The organism is Ruegeria lacuscaerulensis, from assembly GCF_013034745.1.
Lineage (GTDB): Bacteria > Pseudomonadota > Alphaproteobacteria > Rhodobacterales > Rhodobacteraceae > Ruegeria > Ruegeria lacuscaerulensis_B.
Genome location: NZ_WQGP01000004.1, coordinates 158,806 through 182,209, shown reverse-complemented (window position 1 = coordinate 182,209; position 23,404 = coordinate 158,806). Strand labels below are relative to the sequence as shown.

General features: G+C 58.6%; 23 protein-coding genes and 1 tRNA gene. 9 read left to right on the top strand and 15 right to left on the bottom strand.

Going from position 1 to position 23,404, the window contains the following annotated elements; all coding sequences use genetic code 11:
• Nucleotides 1-197: 197 nt before the first annotated feature.
• From GOV79_RS09425 to GOV79_RS09395, 7 genes are all read right to left on the bottom strand, one after another.
• Nucleotides 198-578, bottom strand: coding sequence for a hypothetical protein (locus GOV79_RS09425; RefSeq protein ID WP_170789590.1), 381 nt, complete (start codon nucleotides 576-578; stop codon nucleotides 198-200).
• A gap of 118 nt (nucleotides 579-696) precedes the next feature.
• A complete protein-coding gene (locus tag GOV79_RS09420; protein ID WP_237217993.1) occupies nucleotides 697-1,170 on the bottom strand; it encodes a helix-turn-helix domain-containing protein in 474 nt (157 codons plus the stop codon).
• 103 nt (nucleotides 1,171-1,273) lie between these two features.
• Complete coding sequence (locus GOV79_RS09415) at nucleotides 1,274-1,615, bottom strand: hypothetical protein (RefSeq protein ID WP_170789457.1); 342 nt, start codon at nucleotides 1,613-1,615, stop codon at nucleotides 1,274-1,276.
• 183 nt (nucleotides 1,616-1,798) lie between these two features.
• A complete protein-coding gene (locus GOV79_RS09410; protein WP_170789589.1) occupies nucleotides 1,799-2,008 on the bottom strand; it encodes a MerR family transcriptional regulator in 210 nt (69 codons plus the stop codon).
• A 93-nt stretch (nucleotides 2,009-2,101) separates the two neighbouring features.
• The gene (locus GOV79_RS09405) at nucleotides 2,102-2,998 is read right to left on the bottom strand and encodes a hypothetical protein (protein WP_170789588.1); all 897 of its coding nucleotides are present in this window, start codon (nucleotides 2,996-2,998) and stop codon (nucleotides 2,102-2,104) included.
• Between the two features lie 54 nt (nucleotides 2,999-3,052).
• Nucleotides 3,053-4,195, bottom strand: a complete 1,143-nt coding sequence (locus GOV79_RS09400) for a tyrosine-type recombinase/integrase (RefSeq protein WP_237217992.1) — start codon at nucleotides 4,193-4,195, stop codon at nucleotides 3,053-3,055.
• Nucleotides 4,196-4,375: 180 nt separating this feature from the next.
• Nucleotides 4,376-4,465 (bottom strand) — tRNA-Ser (locus GOV79_RS09395).
• A 346-nt stretch (nucleotides 4,466-4,811) separates the two neighbouring features.
• Between GOV79_RS09395 and GOV79_RS09390 the strand changes: the two genes are divergently transcribed.
• Complete coding sequence (locus tag GOV79_RS09390) at nucleotides 4,812-5,777, top strand: FecR family protein (RefSeq protein ID WP_170789587.1); 966 nt, start codon at nucleotides 4,812-4,814, stop codon at nucleotides 5,775-5,777.
• A gap of 34 nt (nucleotides 5,778-5,811) precedes the next feature.
• A complete protein-coding gene (locus tag GOV79_RS09385; RefSeq protein WP_170789586.1) occupies nucleotides 5,812-8,046 on the top strand; it encodes a CHASE2 domain-containing protein in 2,235 nt (744 codons plus the stop codon).
• A gap of 11 nt (nucleotides 8,047-8,057) precedes the next feature.
• On the opposite strand, the gene GOV79_RS09380 is transcribed toward GOV79_RS09385, so the two are convergent.
• Both GOV79_RS09380 and GOV79_RS09375 read right to left on the bottom strand, forming a co-directional pair.
• A complete protein-coding gene (locus tag GOV79_RS09380; protein WP_170408475.1) occupies nucleotides 8,058-8,375 on the bottom strand; it encodes a DUF3775 domain-containing protein in 318 nt (105 codons plus the stop codon).
• Nucleotides 8,376-8,717: 342 nt separating this feature from the next.
• Nucleotides 8,718-9,491, bottom strand: a complete 774-nt coding sequence (locus GOV79_RS09375) for a DUF1365 domain-containing protein (RefSeq protein WP_170789585.1) — start codon at nucleotides 9,489-9,491, stop codon at nucleotides 8,718-8,720.
• A 146-nt stretch (nucleotides 9,492-9,637) separates the two neighbouring features.
• Here GOV79_RS09375 and GOV79_RS09370 point away from each other — a divergent pair, with 146 nt between their 5' ends.
• From GOV79_RS09370 to GOV79_RS09360, 3 genes are read left to right on the top strand one after another with little or no spacing between them, the layout of a single operon-like run.
• Nucleotides 9,638-10,294 (top strand): sigma-70 family RNA polymerase sigma factor, encoded by a 657-nt coding sequence (locus GOV79_RS09370; protein WP_170773067.1) that lies wholly within the window; start codon nucleotides 9,638-9,640, stop codon nucleotides 10,292-10,294.
• Between the two features lie 10 nt (nucleotides 10,295-10,304).
• The gene (locus GOV79_RS09365) at nucleotides 10,305-10,955 is read left to right on the top strand and encodes a ChrR family anti-sigma-E factor (RefSeq protein ID WP_170789584.1); all 651 of its coding nucleotides are present in this window, start codon (nucleotides 10,305-10,307) and stop codon (nucleotides 10,953-10,955) included.
• A 51-nt stretch (nucleotides 10,956-11,006) separates the two neighbouring features.
• A complete protein-coding gene (locus GOV79_RS09360; protein ID WP_170789583.1) occupies nucleotides 11,007-11,411 on the top strand; it encodes a hypothetical protein in 405 nt (134 codons plus the stop codon).
• Between the two features lie 3 nt (nucleotides 11,412-11,414).
• Here GOV79_RS09360 and GOV79_RS09355 read toward each other — a convergent pair whose 3' ends face one another.
• The 6 genes from GOV79_RS09355 to GOV79_RS09330 all read right to left on the bottom strand — a co-directional run bounded on the left by GOV79_RS09355 (nucleotide 11,415) and on the right by GOV79_RS09330 (nucleotide 18,707).
• Complete coding sequence (locus GOV79_RS09355; protein WP_170789582.1) at nucleotides 11,415-12,644, bottom strand: DNA recombination protein RmuC; 1,230 nt, start codon at nucleotides 12,642-12,644, stop codon at nucleotides 11,415-11,417.
• Between the two features lie 52 nt (nucleotides 12,645-12,696).
• Nucleotides 12,697-14,556, bottom strand: coding sequence for a DNA mismatch repair endonuclease MutL (mutL, locus tag GOV79_RS09350; protein ID WP_170789581.1), 1,860 nt, complete (start codon nucleotides 14,554-14,556; stop codon nucleotides 12,697-12,699).
• A gap of 254 nt (nucleotides 14,557-14,810) precedes the next feature.
• The gene (locus GOV79_RS09345) at nucleotides 14,811-15,740 is read right to left on the bottom strand and encodes a metal ABC transporter permease (RefSeq protein WP_170785089.1); all 930 of its coding nucleotides are present in this window, start codon (nucleotides 15,738-15,740) and stop codon (nucleotides 14,811-14,813) included.
• Entirely contained in the window at nucleotides 15,737-16,942 is a 1,206-nt protein-coding gene (locus GOV79_RS09340) for a metal ABC transporter permease (protein WP_170789580.1), read from the bottom strand. The genes GOV79_RS09345 and GOV79_RS09340 overlap by 4 nt, the downstream gene beginning before the upstream one ends.
• 3 nt (nucleotides 16,943-16,945) lie before the next feature.
• Nucleotides 16,946-17,752, bottom strand: coding sequence for a metal ABC transporter ATP-binding protein (locus tag GOV79_RS09335; protein WP_237215813.1), 807 nt, complete (start codon nucleotides 17,750-17,752; stop codon nucleotides 16,946-16,948).
• A 1-nt stretch (nucleotide 17,753) separates the two neighbouring features.
• Entirely contained in the window at nucleotides 17,754-18,707 is a 954-nt protein-coding gene (locus GOV79_RS09330) for a metal ABC transporter solute-binding protein, Zn/Mn family (RefSeq protein WP_170789579.1), read from the bottom strand.
• Between the two features lie 200 nt (nucleotides 18,708-18,907).
• On the opposite strand from GOV79_RS09330, the gene deoC reads away from it, so the two are divergent.
• The 4 genes from deoC (at nucleotide 18,908) to GOV79_RS09310 (ending at nucleotide 23,403) form a co-directional block, all read left to right on the top strand.
• Nucleotides 18,908-19,897, top strand: a complete 990-nt coding sequence (gene deoC, locus GOV79_RS09325; RefSeq protein ID WP_170772776.1) for a deoxyribose-phosphate aldolase — start codon at nucleotides 18,908-18,910, stop codon at nucleotides 19,895-19,897.
• An 11-nt stretch (nucleotides 19,898-19,908) separates the two neighbouring features.
• A complete protein-coding gene (locus GOV79_RS09320; protein ID WP_170789578.1) occupies nucleotides 19,909-22,242 on the top strand; it encodes an aldehyde dehydrogenase family protein in 2,334 nt (777 codons plus the stop codon).
• A 41-nt stretch (nucleotides 22,243-22,283) separates the two neighbouring features.
• The gene (locus GOV79_RS09315) at nucleotides 22,284-22,499 is read left to right on the top strand and encodes a hypothetical protein (protein WP_170789577.1); all 216 of its coding nucleotides are present in this window, start codon (nucleotides 22,284-22,286) and stop codon (nucleotides 22,497-22,499) included.
• A 172-nt stretch (nucleotides 22,500-22,671) separates the two neighbouring features.
• Nucleotides 22,672-23,403, top strand: coding sequence for a cyclic nucleotide-binding domain-containing protein (locus tag GOV79_RS09310; RefSeq protein ID WP_170789576.1), 732 nt, complete (start codon nucleotides 22,672-22,674; stop codon nucleotides 23,401-23,403).
• The last annotated feature ends 1 nt before the right edge of the window (nucleotide 23,404 follow it).

Sequence of the window (23,404 nt, the reverse complement as noted above, 5' to 3'; positions counted from 1 at the left end):
TCCATGATTTTGTCGTTGCTTTTTGTCATTGTGCCGCCCCGTTTTGCATGTTGTCGACGACGGCTTGGCCACCTTCTTTGACTTCGACATGGAAAAACTTGGAACAATCTGCCTAACTTTTGGTGCTGTTTGTTGATCAAAGACTGCCTTCTACGAGAAAGCAGCATCCAAAGCTGCATGTCCATTGCGCTTTTACTCTACGCGAACCGATCAAATGGATTGTGTTCCGCCTCTGCTTCAGGAACCTGAATATTGCTGCGGTTGGTTGGGCACCCGCCCAATGCGCTCACGTGCAAACGAAGTTCTCTCAAAAGCGCCGCGCTGAGGTCCTGTTTGAGCTGTACTCGAGCCCTCAGGATACACGCCGATTCCAGCAAAGCACGGTCGCTATGAACCAACCAGGGCAATTCGTCTGCAAAGGCACGCCAGACAGCCTGTTCCGTCTCGTTGAGATAATCCGGTGGCACCCCGAGCTCGCCTAGACCTTCCGGTTCGTTCCGTCCTCTGTACCGCTGTGGGTCTTTCTTTGCGGCGCCTGTCAGGATCGCCTTGCCAAGTGGTGTCTTTGGTCTGGGCATTCTGTACCTCGAATTTCTGAATTGCGGATATGTGTAAACGGCGGGTGTGTCGGTATGCAGTGTGAAAGCGACGATGATTGACCTACCCCCCTTGGGTTGGGATGCTCTGGCCTACTCCTTAGTCGACCTTCATTGTTCCTCCGTATGTCTCTTTGCTTCTCACAGAGTGGTTAGTATTAGTGTTCCAATTCAGAACCGACCGACCGGAGAGAAACCGGCCTGACGGGTTCTGATATGGAACCATCAGAGGTCTTTGGGTTCTCAAACGGAACCACAGATGATGGTGACGGGTCCGTCTCAGAACCGCTTTTTGTTTTTGGGGCTGCCAGAACCGCCAATCATTGGTGGCGGCCTTCTTTCCAGATCGGGTCTGGGTCGCCTTGGTCGTCAACCGCCACTCGTGGGCTCGCCGGTGATACCAGTTGCCTTCCTGCTCCAGAACAAGGAAGCCCTTGTTCTGCAGATCCTCGAAAGCCCGCTGAACCGTGGCCTTGCCCAATCCCAGTATCTCTGCTGCTTCATTCATCGACAGAAAAACCTTGCCGTTGTTGCCGCCGTTGTAGCGGGAGTGAAGCTCCAGCCAGAGCTTCACTGCAGGTCCGGACAGAGCCCGCCATGCCGGGGACTTGATCATGGCGTAGGGCAAAGGGACGTATTGGCCCTCATCTGACCGTTTACCCTTGGGAGACCGCCGCCTACTCATCGCGACACCTCCGCTGGAAGTGCTCGGGAAGGGCATCCAACTCCGGAAGGTCGCAGCCGATATGCGCCCGGACGAGCCGGGTTAGGCCGGATTTGGACACACTGTACCCGAGTGTGTCCCAGGCCGCTCCCCCGGCCGGAAATTGCGGTCTCTGACGCTGAAACAACCATTGGATACCGTCCCGCCAAACTGCGACGCGGTAAACACCATGGCGAAAGAGCTCGCCCCGGTAGTTCTCAGCGGTTTCTCGATGATTGGTCTTGGAAAGGGGGCCGTCTTCCAGCCCGCTTTCATAGTTTTGATTGCGCGATTTGGAAAAGGACGTATCAGCCATGCTCAATCCGTCCTTTCCGCACGATCACCCGTTCAACCGAATGGCTCAGGGGCGACCAGTAGTACCGGCGCTCGTTTTGTCTTGTCGGCGCGGGGCATCCTGTGGCATCAACTGGACTTGCTAGGGTGGCAGTTGATGTCACTTGGAAAGCCCCATCTCCGCGCTTGGAGTTGGGGTTTTTCATTATGCAGCCTCGTTGTTGGGATCGGTGCGCCGGGCCGCCAGCCAGGCGTTCAGATCGACGCCGTGGTAGGCGATCCGCCGACCGATGCGGATAAAGGCCGGACCGCACATGCGGTGACGCCATTGAGCCAACTTTTCGCGGTTTCCCAGCAATTGCATTTCAGGGTCTTCTGGGAAATAGACCCGGTCGTCATTGAAGACATTTGCCATCGTTGAAATCCTCTTGGATCAGTTGCGATGGCAAAATAATGCATCTGGTTTAATCCGTTTGGCAGACACCTAAGCGGAAGGAATTAGAAGGAATTAATTCTTCAATTCCTCCGCGTATTTGTTGACCATTCGGCCGGAAATCGGAAAGCCAGCCTCCGTTAGCTCAGCCGCAATTGCGTCACCGCTAAGCCCTTCTGGTTTTCCGTTTGGATATCGGCGCAAAAACTCCAGCCTTGCACCAGTAGGTTTTGTGCCCCTCCTTTGTTTTGGACCAGTTGATTGTCCGGTTTTGCTAAGCAGCGCCGACAAACCCCAACGCTCTTCAATTGCACCGATGTTTTCCAAGAACTCTGCAAAACTATCAGGAAGGCCTGCATCGTTCCAAACAACCGCTCTGGAGATAAATGGGGACACATGCGCAGCAACATAACGCTCGCAGAATGCGTCATCAGAAAAGTGAGAGCTTCGGTTGAAACCAGCCCTTGAGTTGTTTTTCATTGCTAAGACGCCCATCGGAAAATCTAGAAAACAGTAGCGCTCTGCAAGGTCACCGCCATCGAAGGTTCCATTGTCGAAGTATTCTATAAACGTCTTGAGCTCAGTGTTGCTCCTCAAAGGCCAGCGAGGATAAACCCAATCCAACCTGTCCTCATGGACAAATACATAGTCATCTGGCTGGATAGTCTCTCCACTACTAGAAACCAATAAAGTGTTTGTTTTCATAAGAAGTTTAGCAAATATGCAATGGAACAAGATCGTGACAAAAAAATTGTCCTCATTGTTTTTTCTGGCGTGCTCCATCCAGGCCGCTTCGTTTTTTGATGGCCGAAAGTTAGGATCAATCTCCCGTAATTCGTCGCCCCTGTGTTGAATCAGAAGCAGGTTCTTATCGGTTTCTGACATTATGACTTCTAAGGGGTCGCCACCCTTTTCTTCGACCAAATAGGCCAAGTAAATTCCGTATGACCAATCGCGAATGTAGTCAGTCATTAGCCCAAAGCTAACGTATCCTTCTGGTGCAAACATATAGTGCCCCCAATTCTCCTAACTACATTTTTTCAAATAGTTAGACCAGCCTTCCATCAACACCATCCGCCTTTCCAACAAATCCGACCGCGCATAGGCCCGCTCTACATCGGACCCAACTTGATGAGCCAATGCCGCCTCTGCTACTTCCCGTGGCGCGTTTGCAGCCTCCGCTGCCCAATCCCGAAACGAACTGCGGAAGCCATGCACAGTGACGCCATCATGCCGCATCCGGCGTAGTAACATCAGCATGGACATGTTCGACAAGGGCTGATGCCGCTTTTGCCCCTCGAACACATAGTCGGAGGCCAGCGCACGCAGCGGCTCCAGAATGGCCAGCATTTCGTCGGTGAGAGGCACGCGATGGACCTGCCCGCCTTTCATGCGCTCCGCCGGGATTGTCCACAGGCGCGCATCGGCATCGACCTCGGGCCACTTCATCTCCAGCACTTCTGAGGTCCGGCAAGCGGTCAGAATGGTGAACTGCAGCGCTTTGGCGGCCATGGCTGAACGGGTCTGCAACTCGGCATAGAACGCCGGCACCACTTGCCATAGCATAGCGTCGTGGTGCTGCACCTTGGCTTTGACGGTAGGCAGCACCTTGCCATCGCGGATCGCGGTCACCGGGTTCTCTCCCGAGCGGAGGCCCTTGGACTTCGCCACGTCGAGCACTGTCTTGATCCGCTGCGACAGTCGCTTTGCGGTTTCGTGTTTCTCGGTCCAGATTGGGGACAGGCACATCAGCACTTCGGGCTGATCAATGCTGTCCACGGGCATACGGCCGATCTTGGGGAACGCATAGTCGCGCAAGGTGTTGAGCCATTGCTGCCCATGCTTGGCATTCTTCCACGTGGGCAGGCGATCAATGTGGACCTGGCGGCTGAGTTCTTCGAAGGTCGGGATTTCATGCTGAGCATTGAAACGCGGGTTCAGCCCGGACTTAGCCATGCGTCGATATTCGAGGGCTCTTTCCCGCGCTTGGTTCAGAGTGACGACATCAGCGCCGCCCAAACCGAAGTCAGTTCTCAGCGGTGCGCCCTTGCGGTTTTTCTGTCCTTTGACCGTTACGCGCACGATCCAGCGCCGTGCGCCCGACGGATCGACAACAAGGTAGAGACCAGACCCGTCGCCATGACGACCCGGACCGAGATTCTCTACCAACTTCTTTGTCAGTTTCCCGCTTAACGCAGCTAAAAAAATACCACAAAATGTACCACTCAATGAGTCAAACTAAAGGTAATTCAGCAAAATTCAAGATGGCACTAAGAGACAGTAAGCGCTGATTTTTTATGAATATACGACATGTTAAACATGCCATACCAACTTATCATAATGTATGGATGGCGGAGACGAAGGGATTCGAACCCTCGAGACGGTTTCCCGCCTACTCCCTTAGCAGGGGAGCGCCTTCGACCACTCGGCCACGTCTCCGCTGGCCGGTATATCCTTGCCGGACGGCCAGATACAAGGCGATTTTCAAAGGGTTTCGCATTTTTCTTCCCAGCACCATCCGATTGCCGGGAACGACGACGAAAACCCAACCGCTCTGGGGTTGGGGTGGGTGCACAGACGACCCAGGATCCCCCCCTCACCAACATCAATTTTAGAAAACTTGCCAAACATGTGCTGTTTAAGGCATATTTGATCAGACATAAACTTAATAAATTTAATATTTTGAATATGTAGGGGGCACAAAACCGGGCAGTGAGCAATTTGCTCACCATACGAGCTATGGGGGAATGGAAGCTTGGCCTGGTTAAGAGTGCTATTCGTTTTAATGTGTCTATTGCTGGTGCCTGCACAGGTGCTGGCCAATATTGGAAAGGTGATTGGTGTCAAGCCAGGCGCGGAAATCACCCGAGGTGGAAAATCACAACCGTTGCTAGCCGGAATGGATGTCGCGTCGGGGGATTCGATCTCGACCGACGGGAATGGGCTGGTGCAACTGGTCTTTGTCGATGAAACCAAAATAGCCATCGGGCCGAATGCCAGTATGGTCCTGGACGTGACGATGCTGCGCGGCAATCGCAAGGCAAAATCATTTGCGGTGCAGGCATTGGGCGGCAGTTTCCGCTTCATTTCAGGCAAAAGCAAAAAGCGGGCCTATTCGATCAAGACCCCCACGGCGACGATGGCCGTGCGCGGGACAACGTTTGACATGTGGGTCATTCCGGGCGCTCAGAGCGCCATGTTGGTGCTCGAAGGCACGGTCCGCATGTGCGGAAATGGCGGTTTTTGCCACTCGGCAGGCAGACAGTGCAGTTTGTTTGCAACCAACCAGCGGGGTGGAGTCGGGCGTCCGGTGGATCAGGCACAATATGATCTGGCGCTACAAACCGGATTTCCGTTTATCCAATCTCAACAGGACCTGCTGAGCCCTCTGCAGGTCGGTATTGGTGGGTGCGCGGGCGAAGCGGCCCCCTTGCCCGTGCCCAAATCCGATCCGCCGCAGCCACCACAATTCGTGCAAGAATCAACGCCTCAACCGGTTGTGCTGCCTGAACCCCCGGCTCCCGAGCCACCCGTCCCGGATCCAGAACCGGATCCAGAGCCTGAACCTGAACCTGAACCTGAACCTGAACCTGAACCTGAGCCGGAACCTGAACCCGACGTGAAAGGCAACCGTTCCGGTCAGGCCGACGGTTCCAATCCCGGCGGGCAGAGCGGCAACACGGATGGGTTTGACAATCCGGGGAAAGCCAAAGGTAAAGGTAAAGGCCGAGGCAAGGGCAAACGCGCCTGAATAGAAACGACGCCAGATTTAGTCGGAGGCCGACTTGCGTTTGAAATCTAAAGAGAGAACGGGACGGCGACGGGCGTTTCGCCTGGTCGGGCTTGGTCTGATCCTGTTTGGATGCTTCATTCGCATCATGGACCCCTACCCGGTGCGAATGTCGCGGATGATCTATTTCGATCTGCTGCAACGGATGTCGCCCCGCGAATACACGCCGGATCTGCCGGTGCGGGTCGTGGATATTGACGAAGAATCCCTGGCCAAATGGGGTCAATGGCCCTGGCCACGCACTTTGCTGGCGCAGATGGTCCAGAACCTGGGCGAGAATGGCGCAGCGGCCATTGCCTTTGACATGCTGTTTGTCGAACCGGACCGATACTCACCCGCCCGATTGCTGAACGACCCTGCGCTGGACGGTGTTCTGACTGTGGAACGTCATGCGCAGAAGGTGGACTATGACGTGCTTTTCGGGCTCGAGGCTGCCAATTGGCCGGTGGTGATGGGCACGGCGGCTCGTATTTCGCAGGAGGGCAGCAATGTTGCCCCCAAGGCCGGGATCATCGAGATCGGAGAAGCACCGACCTCCGGATTGATCTCGGTCCCTCATTGGACCCCGATCGCGCCTCCCTTGGATCGCAGCGCTGCGGGGATTGGCGGGGTAAACGTCTCGCCACTGGGTGGTACCGGGATCATTAGACGCGTCCCAGTTTTGTGGGGCGGCCCGAACGGTCCGATGCCCGGTTTGGGGATCGAAGCGCTGAGGGTCGCGCTGGACGCACCGTTCATTCTGGCCGAGGGCTCGGCAGATGAGGAGGGGATCATGCTCGCGGTTGAGCTGGGAGATTTCCGCCTGCCGACCACCGAAAACGGTGAGGTCTGGGTCAGGTATCGACATGACCAGCCGGACCTTTACCTATCGGCCGACAGGGTCATGCAAACCCCAGGTGATCCCGCACTCAGGGCGGAGATCGAAGGACGGATTATCCTTGTCGGTACCTCGGCGGCGGGTCTGTTCGACATGCATCAGACCGCGCTGGGCGAGTCGGTGCCGGGCGTGTCGATCCACGCGCAGTTGCTGGAGCAGATTTTTACAGGTGAAATGCTAAACCGGTCGGATGTGACGGCAGCGCTGGAGCTGGTGTCTTTCGTATTGCTAGGCCTGATCGTGATTGCAGTGATGTCCAGTTTTGGCGCGGTCGCCTCATTCGTTGCTGGCGGGGTGGCAGCGGCCGCGGTTTTGGGCACCAGCTGGCTTGCTTTTCAGAACCAGCTCACCCTGTTTGACGTGACCTTTCCGCTGCTGGGTGGAATGGCCAATTTCGGCTTACTGGCGGGGTACCTATTTGTCACGACCGAGCGGGAAAAGCGGGAAATCCGGCAGGTGTTCTCACACTACGTTGCCCCGGAAATTCTGGATGAGATGGAGGTTTCGGGCCATCGCCTGCAACTGGGTGGCGAGACGCAGGAAATCACCGTCATGTTCTCGGACATCAGAGGGTTTACGCCGCTGTCTGAATCCGTGTCGGCCACTGATCTGGTGGCATTGCTGAATGAGCTGTTCTCACAGGTCGGAGATCAGATCCTGCACGAACGGGGAACCATCGACAAGTTCATTGGCGATGCGGTCATGGCGTTTTGGAACGCGCCGCTGCCAGTCGAGGATCATCCCTGCCGCGCCGCCCATTCAGCGCTGTTGATGCGGCAGGCCTTGATCCGGTTCAACGCCTCCGATGTCATGAAGGGTCGCCCACCGATCGCATTGGCGACAGGATGCGCCACCGGTCTGGCTTGTGTGGGCAATATCGGATCGCGCAGCCGGTTCAACTATACGGTCATTGGCGATGTGGTGAATGTGGCCGCTCGGATCGAACAAAGCTGCCGCCACGTGGAATATGACATCCTCGTTTCCAGCTCCGTCTACAAGGCCGCGCGGCAGGATCTGGCGATGCTCGAAGCTGGATTTGTCGATCTGAAGGGCAAGTCCGAGCTTGAGGCTGTTTTTCTTCTGGTTGGTAACACTACGCTGCGCACTTCGCCTGGGTTTATGGAACTCGCGGCGGCGCATGGCGATATGATCGCAGCCATTCGACAGCGACAATCCTATGTGCAGATCAAGAAGCACTGCAACCTGTGCGCAACGCTGGCGACCGAGGTCGAACCGGGGCTTCGCCCGTTCTATCAAGCTGTTCCGGGTCGGGCGGCTGATTTCCGGTCAGATGTACAATCGGACCAGATCATGTTCAGCCACCGCGCACAGGCGAACCTGCCTTCGGCTTAGATCCGACCTGGTTACATCAGGTCGTTTTCCACATCCTCGGCGGAAATGCCCAAAGCGTCCAAACCGTTTTCCAGATGATCCGACAGATGTGGCGTTCCGATCAGGTAATCCGCGCAGGGGGTCGAGGCCTCGGACTTGGCGGTGGCGATGGCTTCGGCCAGATCTTCGGCGAAAAAGCTTTCGCGCCCGATCCACATGACCGCAACCAATTCGGCCTGCTCATCTTCACCCATCCGGTCGATGAAAGCGCGCAGCTCGCCCTCGGCCCGGTCCAACTCACGTCCCATCATGGCAACCTGAGCGATTTTTCTTGCCGAGATTTCCAACATGTCCCAACTCCTCGTGTTCGCGGTCTCTATAGTACCACAACCACCCTCGCCGGGCTGAGTCTTTGATCTTACGCAAACTAGGGCCAGGAGCCATTAATCTTGCGCCATTGGTTTGACTGATTTTGGTTCTGACAAGGCACATCCTTGCTGGAATAGTGGTTCTATTTCTAAAGGATGTAACGCAGCTCAGAGGCAAAATCAGTCAAATCCTTCGGACGCGTGAACCACTGCAAAGCAGCGGCTTTGATCGCTTGAAATTGACACCGCCAGTCCCTGCGCGCCCAAAAGCACTGCTTTTTTGCCGTTCGCTCGCCAGTGGCGCAAGATTAATGGCTCCTGAACCTAGGGCTCGCGAATGCGCGAAACCGGATGATTGGGCACGGGTGCATGGCGGAACGGACGAAAACGCGCCTTCTTCAACTTAAGCTTCAACGCCTGCCAAAGGATCAGGAAAAACGCGCGCCGCGCGCCGAAGGGACGCCGGACCAAGGACCATAGGATTGTCCGATCCGACAGCGGTGCGCGTGGGCCGCTGAGGGTCGCAATCAACCCGCCTTTCTCGCGGCCATAATCGATCCAGACACCCACCTTGTCAGGCCGATAGTCGAAGCGAAATGTATAAGATCCTTCGATTTTCTGGAACGGTGAGACATGCATCAACTTGTCCGCCACGATCCGGTCCGAGGGCTGAATGGGCGCGAAATTCGGGTTGTGGCACAGATAACTGTGCCGCGTGCCAAAGGTATTCGTTACCTCGGCCACGACAGCGTAAAGCTGATCATCCTCATCGAAACAGAACCAGAAGCTGACCGGGTTGAATACGTGACCCAGCACGCGCGGCTGCGTCAGCAGGGTCAGGGTTGCGGGTTGTGACACACCCAACTGTGTGAACTGATCGCGCAGCCAAGCAGCCCCCTGGCCTTTCCCCGGCGCACCGCCGTGATCGCGTTTGCGCCAGTTGACGATGTTCGCGCGGTCCAATGAAAACAAACGTGGCGTCTGAACCTCGGCCTCGGGGTTCAGCAGGATATAGTCGACCGAGTATCGGAAGGCATTTTCAATCGCCCCCTTCCGGCCATGATAAGTGTGGCCTGCGATATGGTCGATCCGGTTCATGCCACTTTTTCCAATCTGCCTGTAAACCGTTCAATCGGCGCTGTTTTCGCCCGTCCTTGGATATTCACATTACGCTGAAAACACTGCAACGGATTAAAATTATCTGTGAGAGTGATCCGACTTGGGACCTTCCACGTAATATGGTTATGTTTACCGAGAGCGATACCGCGCGCTTGGATGAACCGGTGGCCGATGGGCCCGTAGTGAGGCCATTGCGCGTCAAGCGACGCATCAAGGGACGACCGGTGAACCACGCAAACGGCAGTTGTGAGACCAGAACCGAATGGGTGGGCCATGTGGCCCGCATCCGGGACGCGCAGGATCAGGCGGCTTTTGCCGAGCTGTTTCAGCATTTTGCGCCTCGGGTTAAAGCGTTCCTGATCAAGTCGGGGTCGGATGCGGCCATGGCCGAGGAATGCGCTCAAGAGGTGATGGCGACCTTGTGGCACAAGGCGCATCTGTTCGACCCAACTCGGGCGACCGTGGCCACATGGGTGTTCACGATTGCACGGAACAAGCGCATCGATGTGCTGCGCAGGCAACGCCGCCCCGAGCCCGAAGATCTGGGATGGGGTCCCGAGGCCGAGCCGGATCAGCACGACGTCATGGCGCTGCAACAGGAAACCGCGCAGCTGCGCGACGCGTTGACCGCGTTGCCCGAGGCGCAAAGAGAGTTGATTGAAAAGGCCTATTTTGGCGACCTGAGTCATCGCGAGATCGCCTCGCAGACCGGATTGCCGCTGGGCACGATCAAATCACGTATTCGGCTGGCGCTGGACCGCTTGCGCCATGCTATGAACTGAGATGACGATGATGAGCAACAAGATCAAACATCACCTGACTGACGACCTGCTGATGGCCTATGCGGCAGGCACCCTTCCCGAGGCGTTCGACCTGATGGTCGCCACGCATCTGACCCTGTGCGACCATTGCCGCGCGCGGGCTGAAAGCTTTGATGCGGTGGGCGGGTGCGTGTTGCAGGAACAGGACGCCACCGTCAGCATGAACGACGGGTCGCTGGCCGCGACTATGGCGATGATCGCCCAAGGTGCCCCTGTTGCCAAGCCGGTGCGTCCGGGCTGTTCGGTCCTGCCGACTCCGTTGCAGGATTATGTAGGCGGCAACGTCAATGACATCAAATGGCGATCGATCGGCATGGGCGTGAAACAGGCGATTCTGCCTACCACCCATGAGGCGACTGCGCGTTTGTTGTTCATTCCCGCCGGGGCTGCCGTGCCGGATCACAGCCACAATGGCATGGAATTGACGATGGTGCTGCAGGGCGCATTTTCGGATGAGGTCGACCATTTCGCACGTGGCGACGTGGAAATCGCAGATGAAGACCTGCACCACACGCCGACTGCAGATATTTCTGAGGATTGCATTTGTCTGGCCGTGACCGATGCGCCACTGAAATTCAACAAGCTGATGCCGCGCCTGTTCCAGCCGTTTCTACGGATCTGAAGATAAGTGTGCATCGTGCTCAACTGACCTTGCTGAACGGAGGGTTCTTGTATGATGAAACACCTGATCTTTGTCGCAGCGACCTTGGGGCTGACCTTCCCGGTCTCGGCCCAGAGTGTTGCCGAGGTCAAATTCCAACCCGGCAACTATGGCACGATGGTCAGCGGCACCATCACCGGGAATGAATATTTCGACTATTTGCTCGGCGCGCAGGCCGGGCAGGAGATGTTTGCCGAACTCAATGTCAGCGACACAAATGGCAACGGCGTGATCTATTTCAACATCCTGCCGCCGGGCAGCGAGGGTGAGGCTATTTATATCGGTTCCATCGACGGCAACACGGCGCGTATCGATCTGCCTCAAAACGGAAACTATACGATCCGGGTCTACCTGATGGGCAATGACCGCGATACCGGCAAGACAGTTGGCTATAATCTGGATCTGTCGATCCAGTAGCGCCTACCCCTCGGTCTTACCCAGGGGCACCACGTTGGTGTGATCGTCCGGAGCCAGTTCCTCGAAATCGAAATTGTCCAGCCGCTGCGCCCTGCGGCCAGCCTTTTCGGCGCTTATTTTGATCTCTGAGATATCCTTGGCGGCCTGCTCGAAGTGTCGATCAAGGTTCGAGACGCGGTCGCCCAGACGTTCGACATCCTTGTGTAGCATGCCCAGCTCCTTGCGAATGGCACCGGCCTGCTCGCGCATTCTGGCGTCTTTCAGGATCGCGCGCATGGTGTTCAGCGTGGCCATGCAGGTGGTAGGTGACACGATCCAGACCCGTTTGCTGAAACTCTCCTGCACCAATTCGGGGAACTTTGCGTGCAACTCGGCATAGACTGCCTCGGACGGCAGGAACATCAGCGCGCCATCTGCGGTTTCGCCGTCCAAGATGTATTTCTCGGCAATGTCGTTGATATGTTTGCGCACGGTGCTTCGGAACATCTGCACCGCCGCTTTTAACTCGGCATCATTGGTGGACCCGATCAGCGCCTCATAAGCCTCAAGCGGGAATTTGCTGTCGATCACGATGGGACCCGGCGGGTTCGGCAGGTTTATCAGGCAATCGGCGCGCCGCCCGTTCGACAGCGTGGCCTGCAATTGGAAACTGTCCGAGGGCAGCGCCTTCGACACGATGTCATTCAGCTGAATTTCCCCAAACGCGCCGCGGGTCTGCTTGTTCGACAGGATATCCTGCAAGCTCAACACATCGCCCGACAGTTTGGTGATATTGTCCTGCGCCTTGTCGATGGCGGCGAGGCGCTCCTGCAATTGCGTCAGCGAGGTAGCGGTCTGTTTCGACGAGCCATGCAGCGACTCCTTCATCCGCTCCTGCATTTCGGCCAGCGCACGGGCAGATTTCATCGCGTTATCCGCCAGCCGGTCATTCATCTGCTGCTGTACCGAGGACAGACGGGATTCAACCGTTTGAATCACCTGCACCTGCGCATTGGCCTGCGTGTCTGACACATGCTGGAGCCCCCCGCGCAATTGTTCCTGCCCCTGCCCCAATTGCTGCACATGCTGCCCCAAATGCGCCATCTGCCGCGCCAGCGGCTCGGCCATGCGTGCCGACTGCTGCGCCGCCCGCAGTGACAGAAACAGCAGCAGCAGGATCAGCGCCACCACGCCGCCCCCAATCAGGATCACGGGGTCGTTCAGGGCGATTTGGGTGCCAGCAATCTCGATCATGTCGCCTCGGGTGTTCTTGTTTTATTCTTCATATCGCGCGCACGCGGCGGGATCAACTGCGCCCGAACAGACGTTCGATATCTGACAGTTTCAGTTCCACATAAGTCGGCCGCCCATGGTTGCATTGACCGGAATGGGGCGTCGCCTCCATCTCGCGCAGCAAGGCGTTCATTTCCTCGGCTCGCATCCGACGGCCCGACCGGACCGAGCCATGACAGGCCACCCGGCTGAGGATCGCCTCGATCCGCGCCTGCACAGTCTGGCTTTCGCCCTGATCAGCCAGCTCATCAAGGATATCCAGGATCATCGCGCGGGCGTCGACTTCGCCCAGAATGGCCGGGGTTTCACGCACGGCGATGGCCCCGCCGCCGAAGGGTTCCAACGTCAGGCCAAGTCGGGTCAGGTCGTCGGCCACGGCCAGCAGCCGCGCGCAGTCGCCGTCGGACAGTTCCACGATCTCGGGGATCAGCAGCGCCTGCGCGGCGACGCCGTTCTCAGCCATCTGGTGTTTGAGCTTCTCATAGACCAAGCGTTCATGCGCCGCGTGTTGATCGACGATCACCATGCCATCGGCGGTTTGGGCGATGATGTAATTTTCGTGCACCTGCCCGCGGGCCGCGCCCAAGGGCAAGTCCTGTGCCGGAGGTTCCTCCGCGGCGACCGGAGCGGGTTCGACAATGCTGCCGCTGTAATCCTGCGACAGTTCCGCAAAGCCCGGCGCCTGGGCCCGGTAGGCCGTGTGCCGCGCCGCTGCTGAGGGTCGATCCATTTGATACACCCGCGCCGGAGCGGGCTGCGCAGGCTGCGCCGCTTCCGGCCGCATCGCGCCCAAAGTCGCGTTTGCCACGGTCGAGGAAGCACGATGCCCTGCCTCGGCCAGCGCGTGGCGCAGGGCCGAGACGATCAGCCCCCGCGCTACGCCGGGATCGCGAAACCGGACCTCGGACTTCGCCGGATGCACGTTCACATCCACCAGTGTCGGGTCACAGTCTATGAACAGCGCCGCCGCCGGGTGGCGGTCACGGCTCAGGAAATCGAAATACGCCGCCCGCAGCGCCCCGGTCAGCATCTTGTCCCGCACCGGACGGCCATTGACGAACAGGTACTGCGCCACCGCAGCACCGCGCGAATAGGTCGGCAAGGCGGCGTATCCGTACAGCCTGATCCCCTCACGCGTAGCGTCGATCTGCAACGCGTTCTCGGCAAACTCGCGCCCGATCACGCGAGCCAGACGGGCGTGCAAGGCATCGAACAGATCGCCATTCTCTCGGTCGGCGCGGAAGGTCACGCGCCCCTCTCCCCCGCCCGAGACATCGCGCAGGGTGAAGGTGATCGCGGGCTCTGCCATCGCCAGACGTTTCACGGTGTCGGTGATCGCCTGTGCCTCGGCCCGGTCGGTGCGCATGAATTTCAGCCGGGCGGGCGTGGCAAAGAACAAGTCGCGCAGCTCGACCACCGTGCCCGCGCGCAAGGCTGCGGGTTTCACCGCCTCCATTCTGCCACCCGAGACGTGAACCGACGCGGCCTCGGCCCCCGGCACGCGACTGGTAATGGTTAGTCGACCTACGGCCCCCAGCGAGGGCAGCGCCTCGCCCCGGAACCCAAATGTGTGGATGTTCAGCAGGTCCGAGCCGTCGATTTTCGAGGTCGCGTGCCGCGACAAGGCCAGCGGCAGATCATCCGCCGCAATCCCGCAGCCATCATCGGTGACGCGAATCAGCGTCTTGCCGCCATCGGCAATATCAATGGCAATTCGGGTCGATCCCGCATCAATCGCATTCTCGACCAGCTCTTTCACAGCCGAAGCGGGGCGCTCAACAACTTCACCCGCCGCGATACGGTTGATCGCTGCGTCGTCCAATTGCCGAATTACGGGACGGGAATCGCTGATATTGGGGTTTGCCTGCGCCATACCCCCAGACCTAGCACAGGCACGCACGATTCTACCACTGGTTTGCAGAGGTCAATTTTCTGATTGAGGGGGCGTTCGGACAATCGTCGTGTCACCCAATAAAGCAACACAGAGGCAACGATTGTCCGAACGGTCCAATGTGAGTGGTGGTCGTTCGCTTGATGCGCCGTTCGTAGCACGAAACGGCTATTGAGGCTTGCGAACTCTGGCCAGTCAGTGGTGTTGGGCAAAGTTCAGCCGACATAAGCGCGCGTTTACGCCGATCCCGGTGCCCCGGCGCGCGTCCGGCATGGCCCCCAGATTGCCGCCACGGCCAGGATCAGTCCAGCTACCGTTGCGATCATGCCAGCCGCACTGACGGCATCCGCCATACCCAACCACAGGGGGCCATATCCGGCCAGCACATAGCCCAGCACGGCCGAGGTCACTGCAAAGGCGACGGACCAGGCGATTTGCGTTTCCAGCCGATTGGTCATCATCCGCGCGGCTGCGGGTGGGCAGATAAACATGGCGATCACGATGATCGACCCCACCGCATCAAACGCTGCTACGGCAGCGATGGCAGCGGTGATCACCAGCGCAAACCCAAGCGGGCCGGTCCGGATACCGATGGTGCGGGCAAAGCCCTCGTCGAAGGTAGAGATCTTGAGCGGCCGCCAGAACAGCCATGTAAACACAGACACCGCAGCCAGCGTCAGTGCGATGCGCAACAGTTCAGGCGGCAGGCCCGCCAGTGCGTCAATATCCAAAAGCGACGACCAACCCACTGCGTCCAGCCAGATCAGGCTTTCCAGATTGCCGTAAAGCGCATGTTCCACGTCCAGATGCACGGTCGAAGTATCGGTCTGCTCCAGCAACAGCACCCCGGCGGCGAACATGGTGGTAAAGACCACACCCATCGCGGCACCGGGTTCGATCTGGCCCAGCCGCCGGATCGCCTCGATCATCACCACGGCGACCACCGCAGCCCCCGCCGCACCCAGCATCATGGGCCAGGTCGAGATCGCTCCGGTCAGGATAAACGCTACCACAATCCCCGGCAGCACCACATGGCTGATCGCATCGCCAATCAGCGCCTGTTTGCGCAGCACCAGAAAGTTGCCCGGTAACGCGCAGGCAATCGCCGCAAAAGTGCCAATCAGCAAGGGCGTTAAGGACAGGGGTACAAACTCTTCACCGCTCATGCCACCACCCCCTGCGGGCCGCCGATCTGGCGATCGATCTCAGCGATCTGGTCGCGGGTCAAGACGGTCTCAATATCGCGCAACCCGTCATAGAGCGCGGCTGTCGCCTCATGCGCCTGATCGGCGCGGACGATTTCCCAGCGTTTCTCATCTCGTAGGGCCTTGGCGGCGCGCGCTTTTCCGACCTCGGTCGCGACGCCGTCGGCGCGGGCCAGACCTGCGCGTTTCAACAGGCGCAGGGTCAGGGGTTCGTAGATCTTCTGCCCCTGCGCCAACGCCAGCAGGCCTTGACGAATATGAACCCGGCGCTGAAAGCGCAGATGACGCAGCACGGCGGCCAGAACGCCACGCACCGGAGCAAGCAACAGCGACAGGGCAAACAGGGCAAAGCTGACCAGCACGATGATCGGACCCGTCGGCAGGTTCGGGGCCGAGGCCGACAGCGCCGCGCCCACATAGCCCGAGACCCCTCCGGCGACCCCGGCCAACAGGACCACCCGGTCGGACCGTTCAGTCCAAAACCGTGCCGTGACGGCAGGGATGATCAACAATGCCACGATCAGGATCAGTCCGACGATTTTCAAGCCGACCACAGTGACGGCCATCACCAGCCCCATCATCGCAAGGTCGATGCGATGCACCGGCAGCCCTCGGGCGGCAGCATATTTAGGGTCAAAGGCCACCATCGTCATGGGTCGGCGCAGGATCATCACCAGTACCAGCGTCGCAGCGCCTCCGACAGCGATGATCAGTGCATCCGCCCACAGCATCCCGGCGGTCGAGCCCAACAGGAACCCTTCCAACCCCGCCTGACGACCCACGCCCATAGTCTGGATCACAGTCAGCAGTACGATACCGAAGCCAAAGAACACCGACAGAACCGCGCCGATCGCGGCATCCTCGGCCAACCGCGTGTGGCGGGTCAGCCAGTTCATGCACAGCAGGCCCACCCAAGCCGACAGGGCCGAACCAGCCAGCAGTCCCAGCAGGTTGCGTCCGTCGCCGCCAAAGGCAACCAGCACCATGAAGGCCAGACACACACCGGGCAGCGTTGCATGGCTGATCGCATCGCTGACCAGCGCGCGTTTGCGAAGAAACAGGAACGTGCCCGTCACCCCCGCCGACACGCCCAGCAGCGCAGCCCCAATGGCAACAAGCGAGGCGTTATAGCCCAGCTGAAGGGTCAGAGCGTCCCAAAGCATGGATTATCCCAGCGCGCGCGAAATCTGGTCGATCTGAGCGGTGGCCAGACGGCCCCCATAGGCGGCCTGCAAAGTCTCGGCTGTGAAAGCCTGATTCACAGGACCTTCCGCCACCTTGCTGGTATTGATCAGGAAGACATGGTCGAAATAGTCGGTGACGGTGGCCAGATCGTGATGCACGACGACCACGGTCTTCCCAGCCTCTTTCAGCGCTTTCAGCACTGCAATGATGGCCTTTTCGGTGGCCGCATCGACCCCGGCAAAGGGTTCGTCCAATAGGTACAGATCAGCATCCTGCGCCAGAGCGCGCGCCAGAAACACCCGCTGTTGCTGACCGCCCGAAAGCTGACCGATCTGACGGTCCGCGAAATCACGCATGCCGACACGGTTCAGGCAATCCATCGCACAAGCCATATGCCGAGCACGAACACGGCCCAACAGACCCAACTGACGCGACAGACCCATCAGGACCACGTCAATCACGCGGGTCGGGAAATCCCAATCCACGCTGGCGCGCTGCGGGACATAGGCGATGCGAGCGCGCTGTTTCTCAAGCGCGTCGCCGTAAACCGTCACCTGGCCCGACAGCGCGGGCACAATTCCCAACGCAGCCTTCAACAGAGTCGACTTACCAGCGCCGTTCGGCCCAATAATCGCAGTCATAGCGCCAGGCTGCACGGTCATATCCACCGAGAACACCGCCGGCTTCTGGCCGTAGGACACGGTCAGCCCGCGAATGGCCAGAGGGCTACTGCCCAGCCCGTTTTCCTGAACCGAAACTCCGTGATTTGCGGCCAGTTCAAGTGTCATCTCAGAACCCCGCCGACAATTTGCCATTCATGCCCAGTGCCGGTGCATCCGCACCCAGCGCGCTGGCAATGACAGTGATATTGTGATCCAGCATTCCGATATAGGTGCCCTCATACGTGCCGGGTTCGCCCATCGCGTCCGAATACAACTCACCACCCACGGCCACCTGATGCCCCTTAGCCGCGGCACCTTCGATCAGCGCGCGAATGGATCGGTCCGAAACCGAGCTTTCCACGAACACCGCCGTCAATTTCTGATCAACCAGCGTATCGACCAGTTCGCCGATCCGGTTCAGACCAGCCTCGGACTGGGTCGAGATGCCCTGAATGCCCAGCACCGCATAGCCGTATTCCGCACCGAAATAGCCAAATGCGTCGTGGGCCGTCACCAGAATGCGATTGTCCTTTGGGACGGCGGCCAGCATCTGTTTCCCATAGGCTTCCAACTGAGCAATCTCGGCCAGATGGGCCTGGGCATTGGCCGCGAAAATCTCGGCCGCTTCTGGGCGGGTGTCGGTCAGCGCATTTTGCACCTGAACCACCACGTCGCGCCACAGGGCCGGGCTCATCCACACATGCGGGTCGAATTTGTCGGCGTAATCATCATGGGCGCGCAGCTTGGACGTGTCGATCCCTTCGGCAACGGCCACCACGTTGCGCTTGCGAGACAGGTCGTGGAAGAAATCCTCCATTTGCGCTTCAAGATACAGGCCGTGCCATAGGATAAGATCTGCGCGGGTCATCGCGACGATATCGCTGCGGGTCTGGCGATAAGCGTGCGGGTCTACACCGGGGCCCATCAGGCCCTTGACCTCGACCTGGTCCCCACCGACCTGACGCACGGCATCTGCAATCATACCGGTTGTCGCCACCACTTTAAGCGGCGCTTCGGCCAGCGCCGAGATAGGCAGAGCAACGGCAAAAGCCAGCGCTGCAAGAAAGCTACGACGAATCATGTCAGACCCCGATCTGATATCCCCATGACCGTTAATATGCGAACCATTCGCAATTTAGTCAATGCTATTGCGAATTATTCGCAAAAAAGGCGGCAATATTTGTCCATTTGGTCAAAAAAATGACTGAAACGCACTCGCTTGCCCTTTTCTTTAGACGCAACCCATGCGATTTTGGCGCAAATCTCCCAAAGGACGCGATGATGGAAACGCAGAGCCCCGTGCGCACCGCGCATCTGCCGCAAGTGACCGAACCCCGCAATCCGGGTATGGATCTGGATTTGGACTGGGTGCGCGCCGTGCAGGCCAACACCTCAGCCATTGAACGCCGTGCCGCCACCCTGCCCGGTCGTCGTTCGGTAAAGAAAGATTATCAGGCCGCTTGGCTGCTGAAGGCAATCACGATGATCGACCTAACCACTTTGTCGGGCGATGACACGGTGGGCCGCGTGCGCCGCTTGTGCGCCAAGGCGCGTCAGCCTGTAGCCCCCGCGCTATTGCAAGCGATGGACATGCCGCCGATCACCACGGGTGCGGTTTGTGTCTATCACGACATGATCGAACCAGCTGTTGCGGCGCTAAAAGGCACTGGCATTCCGGTGGCTGCTGTCTCGACCGGGTTCCCTGCGGGTCTGTCCCCCTTCCATCTGCGCGTGGCCGAGATCGAAGAAAGCGTAAAGGCCGGGGCCGAGGAAATCGACATCGTGATCTCGCGCCGTCACGTGCTGTCAGGCGACTGGCAGGCTCTGTATGACGAGATGAAGGCTTTCCGTGCCGCCTGTGGCGACGCCCATGTCAAAGCCATTCTGGCGACCGGAGAATTGGGCAGCCTGCGCAATGTCGCTCGCGCCTCGGTCGTGTGCATGATGGCGGGGGCGGATTTCATCAAGACCTCGACCGGCAAGGAAAGCGTTAACGCCACCCTGCCCGTCTCTCTGGTGATGATCCGCGCGATCCGCGACTACTATGACCGCACCGGGTACCGCGTGGGCTACAAACCTGCAGGAGGCATCTCGAAAGCCAAGGACGCGCTGGTTTACCTGTCGCTGATCAAGGATGAGCTGGGCGACCGCTGGCTGGAGCCGGACCTGTTCCGCTTTGGTGCGTCCTCGCTGCTTGGCGATATCGAGCGGCAGTTGGAACATTATGTCACCGGGGCGTACTCGGCTGGCTACCGTCACTCCATGGGCTGAGGACAAGAACAATGACAGTCAAAGAGATTTTCGAAACCATGGATTACGGCCCCGCCCCCGAAAGCGCAGCCGAGGCGCTGGCTTGGCTGGTCGATCAGGGTGACAAATTCGGCCACTATATCGACGGGGCCTTTACCAAACCCGGCAAAGGGTTTGACAGCCGTAACCCGGCGACCGGAGAGGTGCTGGCCAAGCTGACCCAAGCCAAACTGACCGATGTGGATGCCGCGGTGGCTGCCGCCCGGAAAGCACAGCCCAAGTGGGAGAAACTGGGCGGCGCGGGGCGTGCGCGGTATCTCTATGCCATTGCGCGGCTATTGCAGAAACATTCGCGTTTGTTTGCGGTGCTGGAAAGCCTCGACAACGGCAAACCGATCCGCGAATCGCGGGACATCGACATCCCCTTAGCCCAGCGGCATTTCTATTACCACGCAGGCATGGCGCAGTTGATGGAGAGCGAGTTGCCTGATGCACAAGCTTTGGGCGTGTGCGGACAGATCATCCCGTGGAACTTCCCGCTGCTGATGCTGGCGTGGAAGATCGCGCCAGCGCTGGCGATGGGAAATACGGTGGTCCTGAAACCTGCCGAGTATACCTCGCTGACAGCCCTGCTGTTTGCCGATATCTGCACGCAGGCTGGGTTGCCCAAGGGTGTGGTCAATATCGTCACCGGTGATGGCGCGGTGGGTGAGATGATCGTAAACGCTGACGTGGACAAGATTGCCTTTACCGGCTCGACCGCCGTGGGGCGGCGCATCCGCGAGGCAACCGCTGGATCCGGCAAGGAACTGACGTTGGAGCTGGGCGGCAAGTCAGCCTATATCGTGTTCGACGACGCCGATATCGATTCAGCTATCGAGGGGCTGGTCGATGCGATCTGGTTCAATCAGGGTCAGGTCTGTTGCGCGGGTTCGCGCCTGCTGGTGCAGGAAGGCATCGCCGATCGCTTCCACGCCAAGCTACGCGCGCGGATGGACGGCTTACGCATCGGCAATCCGCTGGACAAATGCATCGACGTGGGCGCAGTTGTGGACCCGATCCAGTTGCAGACGATCAAAGGCATGGTCGACAGCAACACCGCAGGTGAGGTTTATCAGGCGGCCTGCGCGCTGCCCGAAAATGGCTGTTTTTACCCGCCTACACTGATTTCCGGCCTCGAAACCTCGGACCCTTTGATGCAGGAGGAAATATTTGGCCCGGTTCTGGTCTCCTCGACATTCCGCACGCCTACTGAGGCGGTCGAACTGGCCAATAACACCCGCTACGGGCTGGCCGCGACGGTCTGGACCGAGAATGTGAACCTCGCGCTGGATATCGCGCCCAAGCTGGTTGCGGGCGTGGTCTGGGTGAATGCCACCAACCTGTTTGACGCCGCTGCCGGGTTCGGCGGAGTACGCGAAAGCGGCTTTGGCCGTGAGGGCGGCTGGGAAGGCCTGACCGCCTATACCAAACCCAAAGGCAAGACCAAGCCTCTGACCAAGGTCGAGGCCGCGACGGGTGAAGGCGCGCCGGTTGATCCCATTGACCGCACCGCCAAAATGTATGTTGGCGGCAAGCAGGCGCGACCGGACAGCGGATATTCAAAACCCGTCTGGGGCAAATCAGGCCTTCTGGGTCATGTGGGTCTGGCCAACCGCAAAGACGTGCGCAACGCGGTAGAAGCCGCGGCGGGCGCGAAAGGCTGGGCCAAGACCACCGGCCATCTGCGGGCGCAGATCCTGTATTATATCGGCGAAAACCTCTCGGCCCGCGCAGATGAATTCGCCGCGCGGATCGACGCCATGACCGGCGGCAAGACCGGCGCGGCTGAGATTGAGACCTCGATCCAGCGCCTGTTCACCGCCGCTGCATGGGCCGATAAATATGACGGTCAGGTGCATGGCGTTCCGATCCGGGGTGTTGCCCTTGCGATGAAGGAACCCGTTGGTGTGATTGGCGCGCTGTGCGCGGATGAGGCGCCTTTGCTGGGCCTGATCTCGGCCATGGCCCCGGCGATTGCGATGGGCAACCGGGTGGTGCTGGCGGCCTCCGAGCCCTATCCGCTGGCAGCAACGGATTTCTACCAGATCCTCGAAACTTCGGACGTGCCTGCGGGCGCGGTCAATATCCTGACCGGCAGCCACGCGGAGCTGGCCAAACCCTTGGCCGCGCATCTGAATGTGGATGCGGTCTGGTCATTCTCATCGACCGATCTGTCGGCCGAGATTCAGAAAGCCTCGGCGGGGAATCTCAAGCGGACATGGGTCAACAATGGGGCCGCTACAGACTGGAACGCGGATCAGACGCGCCGCTTCCTGCAAGCCTCGACCGAGGTCAAAAACATCTGGGTGCCCTACGGGGAATAGAGCGGCAGCCAAAACTCGTAGGGATCAATGGAAACAGGCCCATGACAAGAAATACCAGAGTATTCTCTCATTGTGGCTCTCGAATCTTTGAAATCTCAGGAGATGAACAAGGCGGTTACCGCCTTCAGGAGTTCGCACGCAAATATGACGCAGAAGAAGAGGTGACTTATGAGATCAAAGTCATGTCAAACTTGGGTGGATTATTTGGCGATTTTGATACTGCGCTGAAAGAAGCTGAGCGACTCGCTCAGCAATAACTCTCCATTGCGTTCGAAATGGAAGCCAGTCCCATCACAAAAGCCAAACAGCAACAGCTCAAAGCAGGCGAAACGCCGCTCATGCATAGACACGTTGTGAAGCGCGTTACATACGGGATCACATCTCTGCCCCAACCTAAGTCCCATTCAATGCCAAAATGGGCCTTTTTTTATGCTGAATATCCCGTTTGAAATTCCTGACTACATACAACTGACCACAATGGTCGGTGTCTTCGGCGCGGGGCTTTATATCCTGAACTATTTTCTGCTTCAGATGGGCATCGTGCGCGGCACTGGTGTGACCTATCCGGTGCTGGTGATTGTCGCTGCCAGTTGCGTGCTGATCAGCATGATGCGCGAGTTCAATCTGGCAGGCTCGATCATCCAGATGGCCTATATCTCGATCTCAGTTCTAGGCTTGCTGCGCGGGTACCTGTCACGTCATCTGGTGCGTTTTTCCGACGCCGAACGACAGTTCATCGCGCATCATCTGGAGACGTTGAAGCCGCATCAAGCCCGGCGGCTGCTGAACACCGCAACTATTCAGGAGTTCCCGGCGGGCAGCAAGCTGATCGAAGAGGGCAAGACCACCGATTTTCTGGGTTTCGTCCTCAGCGGACAAACAACCATCCTGAAGGACGATCAGGTGATCAACCGCTGCGGGGCTGACGAAATACTGGGCGAGTTGACATTTAGCCTGGGATTGCCCGCAACGGCCACGGTAAAGGCCACCGAGCCCACCACCTGCCTAGTATTCGACAATATCCAACTCACGCGCTTGCTGCGCCGGAATCGCCATATCGACGATGCGTTGAAGGCCGCGCATTTCAGACATGCGCGGCAAAAACTGCTGAGCAGCAACAAACACACCCTTCGGGCGCAGAACAGCTCGGTCGCAGCCTAGG

What these genes read in the sequence shown, in the direction of transcription:
- GOV79_RS09425 (WP_170789590.1), bottom strand. Translation starts at nt 578, where the DNA reads ATGCCCAGACCAAAGACACCACTTGGCAAGGCGATCCTGACAGGCGCC.
- GOV79_RS09415 (WP_170789457.1), bottom strand. Translation starts at nt 1,615, where the DNA reads ATGGCTGATACGTCCTTTTCCAAATCGCGCAATCAAAACTATGAAAGC.
- GOV79_RS09410 (WP_170789589.1), bottom strand. Translation starts at nt 2,008, where the DNA reads ATGGCAAATGTCTTCAATGACGACCGGGTCTATTTCCCAGAAGACCCT.
- GOV79_RS09405 (WP_170789588.1), bottom strand. Translation starts at nt 2,998, where the DNA reads ATGACTGACTACATTCGCGATTGGTCATACGGAATTTACTTGGCCTAT.
- GOV79_RS09390 (WP_170789587.1), top strand. Translation starts at nt 4,812, where the DNA reads ATGTGTCTATTGCTGGTGCCTGCACAGGTGCTGGCCAATATTGGAAAG.
- GOV79_RS09380 (WP_170408475.1), bottom strand. Translation starts at nt 8,375, where the DNA reads ATGTTGGAAATCTCGGCAAGAAAAATCGCTCAGGTTGCCATGATGGGA.
- GOV79_RS09375 (WP_170789585.1), bottom strand. Translation starts at nt 9,491, where the DNA reads ATGAACCGGATCGACCATATCGCAGGCCACACTTATCATGGCCGGAAG.
- GOV79_RS09370 (WP_170773067.1), top strand. Translation starts at nt 9,638, where the DNA reads ATGTTTACCGAGAGCGATACCGCGCGCTTGGATGAACCGGTGGCCGAT.
- GOV79_RS09365 (WP_170789584.1), top strand. Translation starts at nt 10,305, where the DNA reads ATGAGCAACAAGATCAAACATCACCTGACTGACGACCTGCTGATGGCC.
- GOV79_RS09360 (WP_170789583.1), top strand. Translation starts at nt 11,007, where the DNA reads ATGATGAAACACCTGATCTTTGTCGCAGCGACCTTGGGGCTGACCTTC.
- GOV79_RS09355 (WP_170789582.1), bottom strand. Translation starts at nt 12,644, where the DNA reads ATGATCGAGATTGCTGGCACCCAAATCGCCCTGAACGACCCCGTGATC.
- mutL (WP_170789581.1), bottom strand. Translation starts at nt 14,556, where the DNA reads ATGGCGCAGGCAAACCCCAATATCAGCGATTCCCGTCCCGTAATTCGG.
- GOV79_RS09345 (WP_170785089.1), bottom strand. Translation starts at nt 15,740, where the DNA reads ATGAGCGGTGAAGAGTTTGTACCCCTGTCCTTAACGCCCTTGCTGATT.
- GOV79_RS09340 (WP_170789580.1), bottom strand. Translation starts at nt 16,942, where the DNA reads ATGCTTTGGGACGCTCTGACCCTTCAGCTGGGCTATAACGCCTCGCTT.
- GOV79_RS09335 (WP_237215813.1), bottom strand. Translation starts at nt 17,752, where the DNA reads ATGACACTTGAACTGGCCGCAAATCACGGAGTTTCGGTTCAGGAAAAC.
- GOV79_RS09330 (WP_170789579.1), bottom strand. Translation starts at nt 18,707, where the DNA reads ATGATTCGTCGTAGCTTTCTTGCAGCGCTGGCTTTTGCCGTTGCTCTG.
- deoC (WP_170772776.1), top strand. Translation starts at nt 18,908, where the DNA reads ATGGAAACGCAGAGCCCCGTGCGCACCGCGCATCTGCCGCAAGTGACC.
- GOV79_RS09320 (WP_170789578.1), top strand. Translation starts at nt 19,909, where the DNA reads ATGACAGTCAAAGAGATTTTCGAAACCATGGATTACGGCCCCGCCCCC.
- GOV79_RS09315 (WP_170789577.1), top strand. Translation starts at nt 22,284, where the DNA reads ATGACAAGAAATACCAGAGTATTCTCTCATTGTGGCTCTCGAATCTTT.
- GOV79_RS09310 (WP_170789576.1), top strand. Translation starts at nt 22,672, where the DNA reads ATGCTGAATATCCCGTTTGAAATTCCTGACTACATACAACTGACCACA.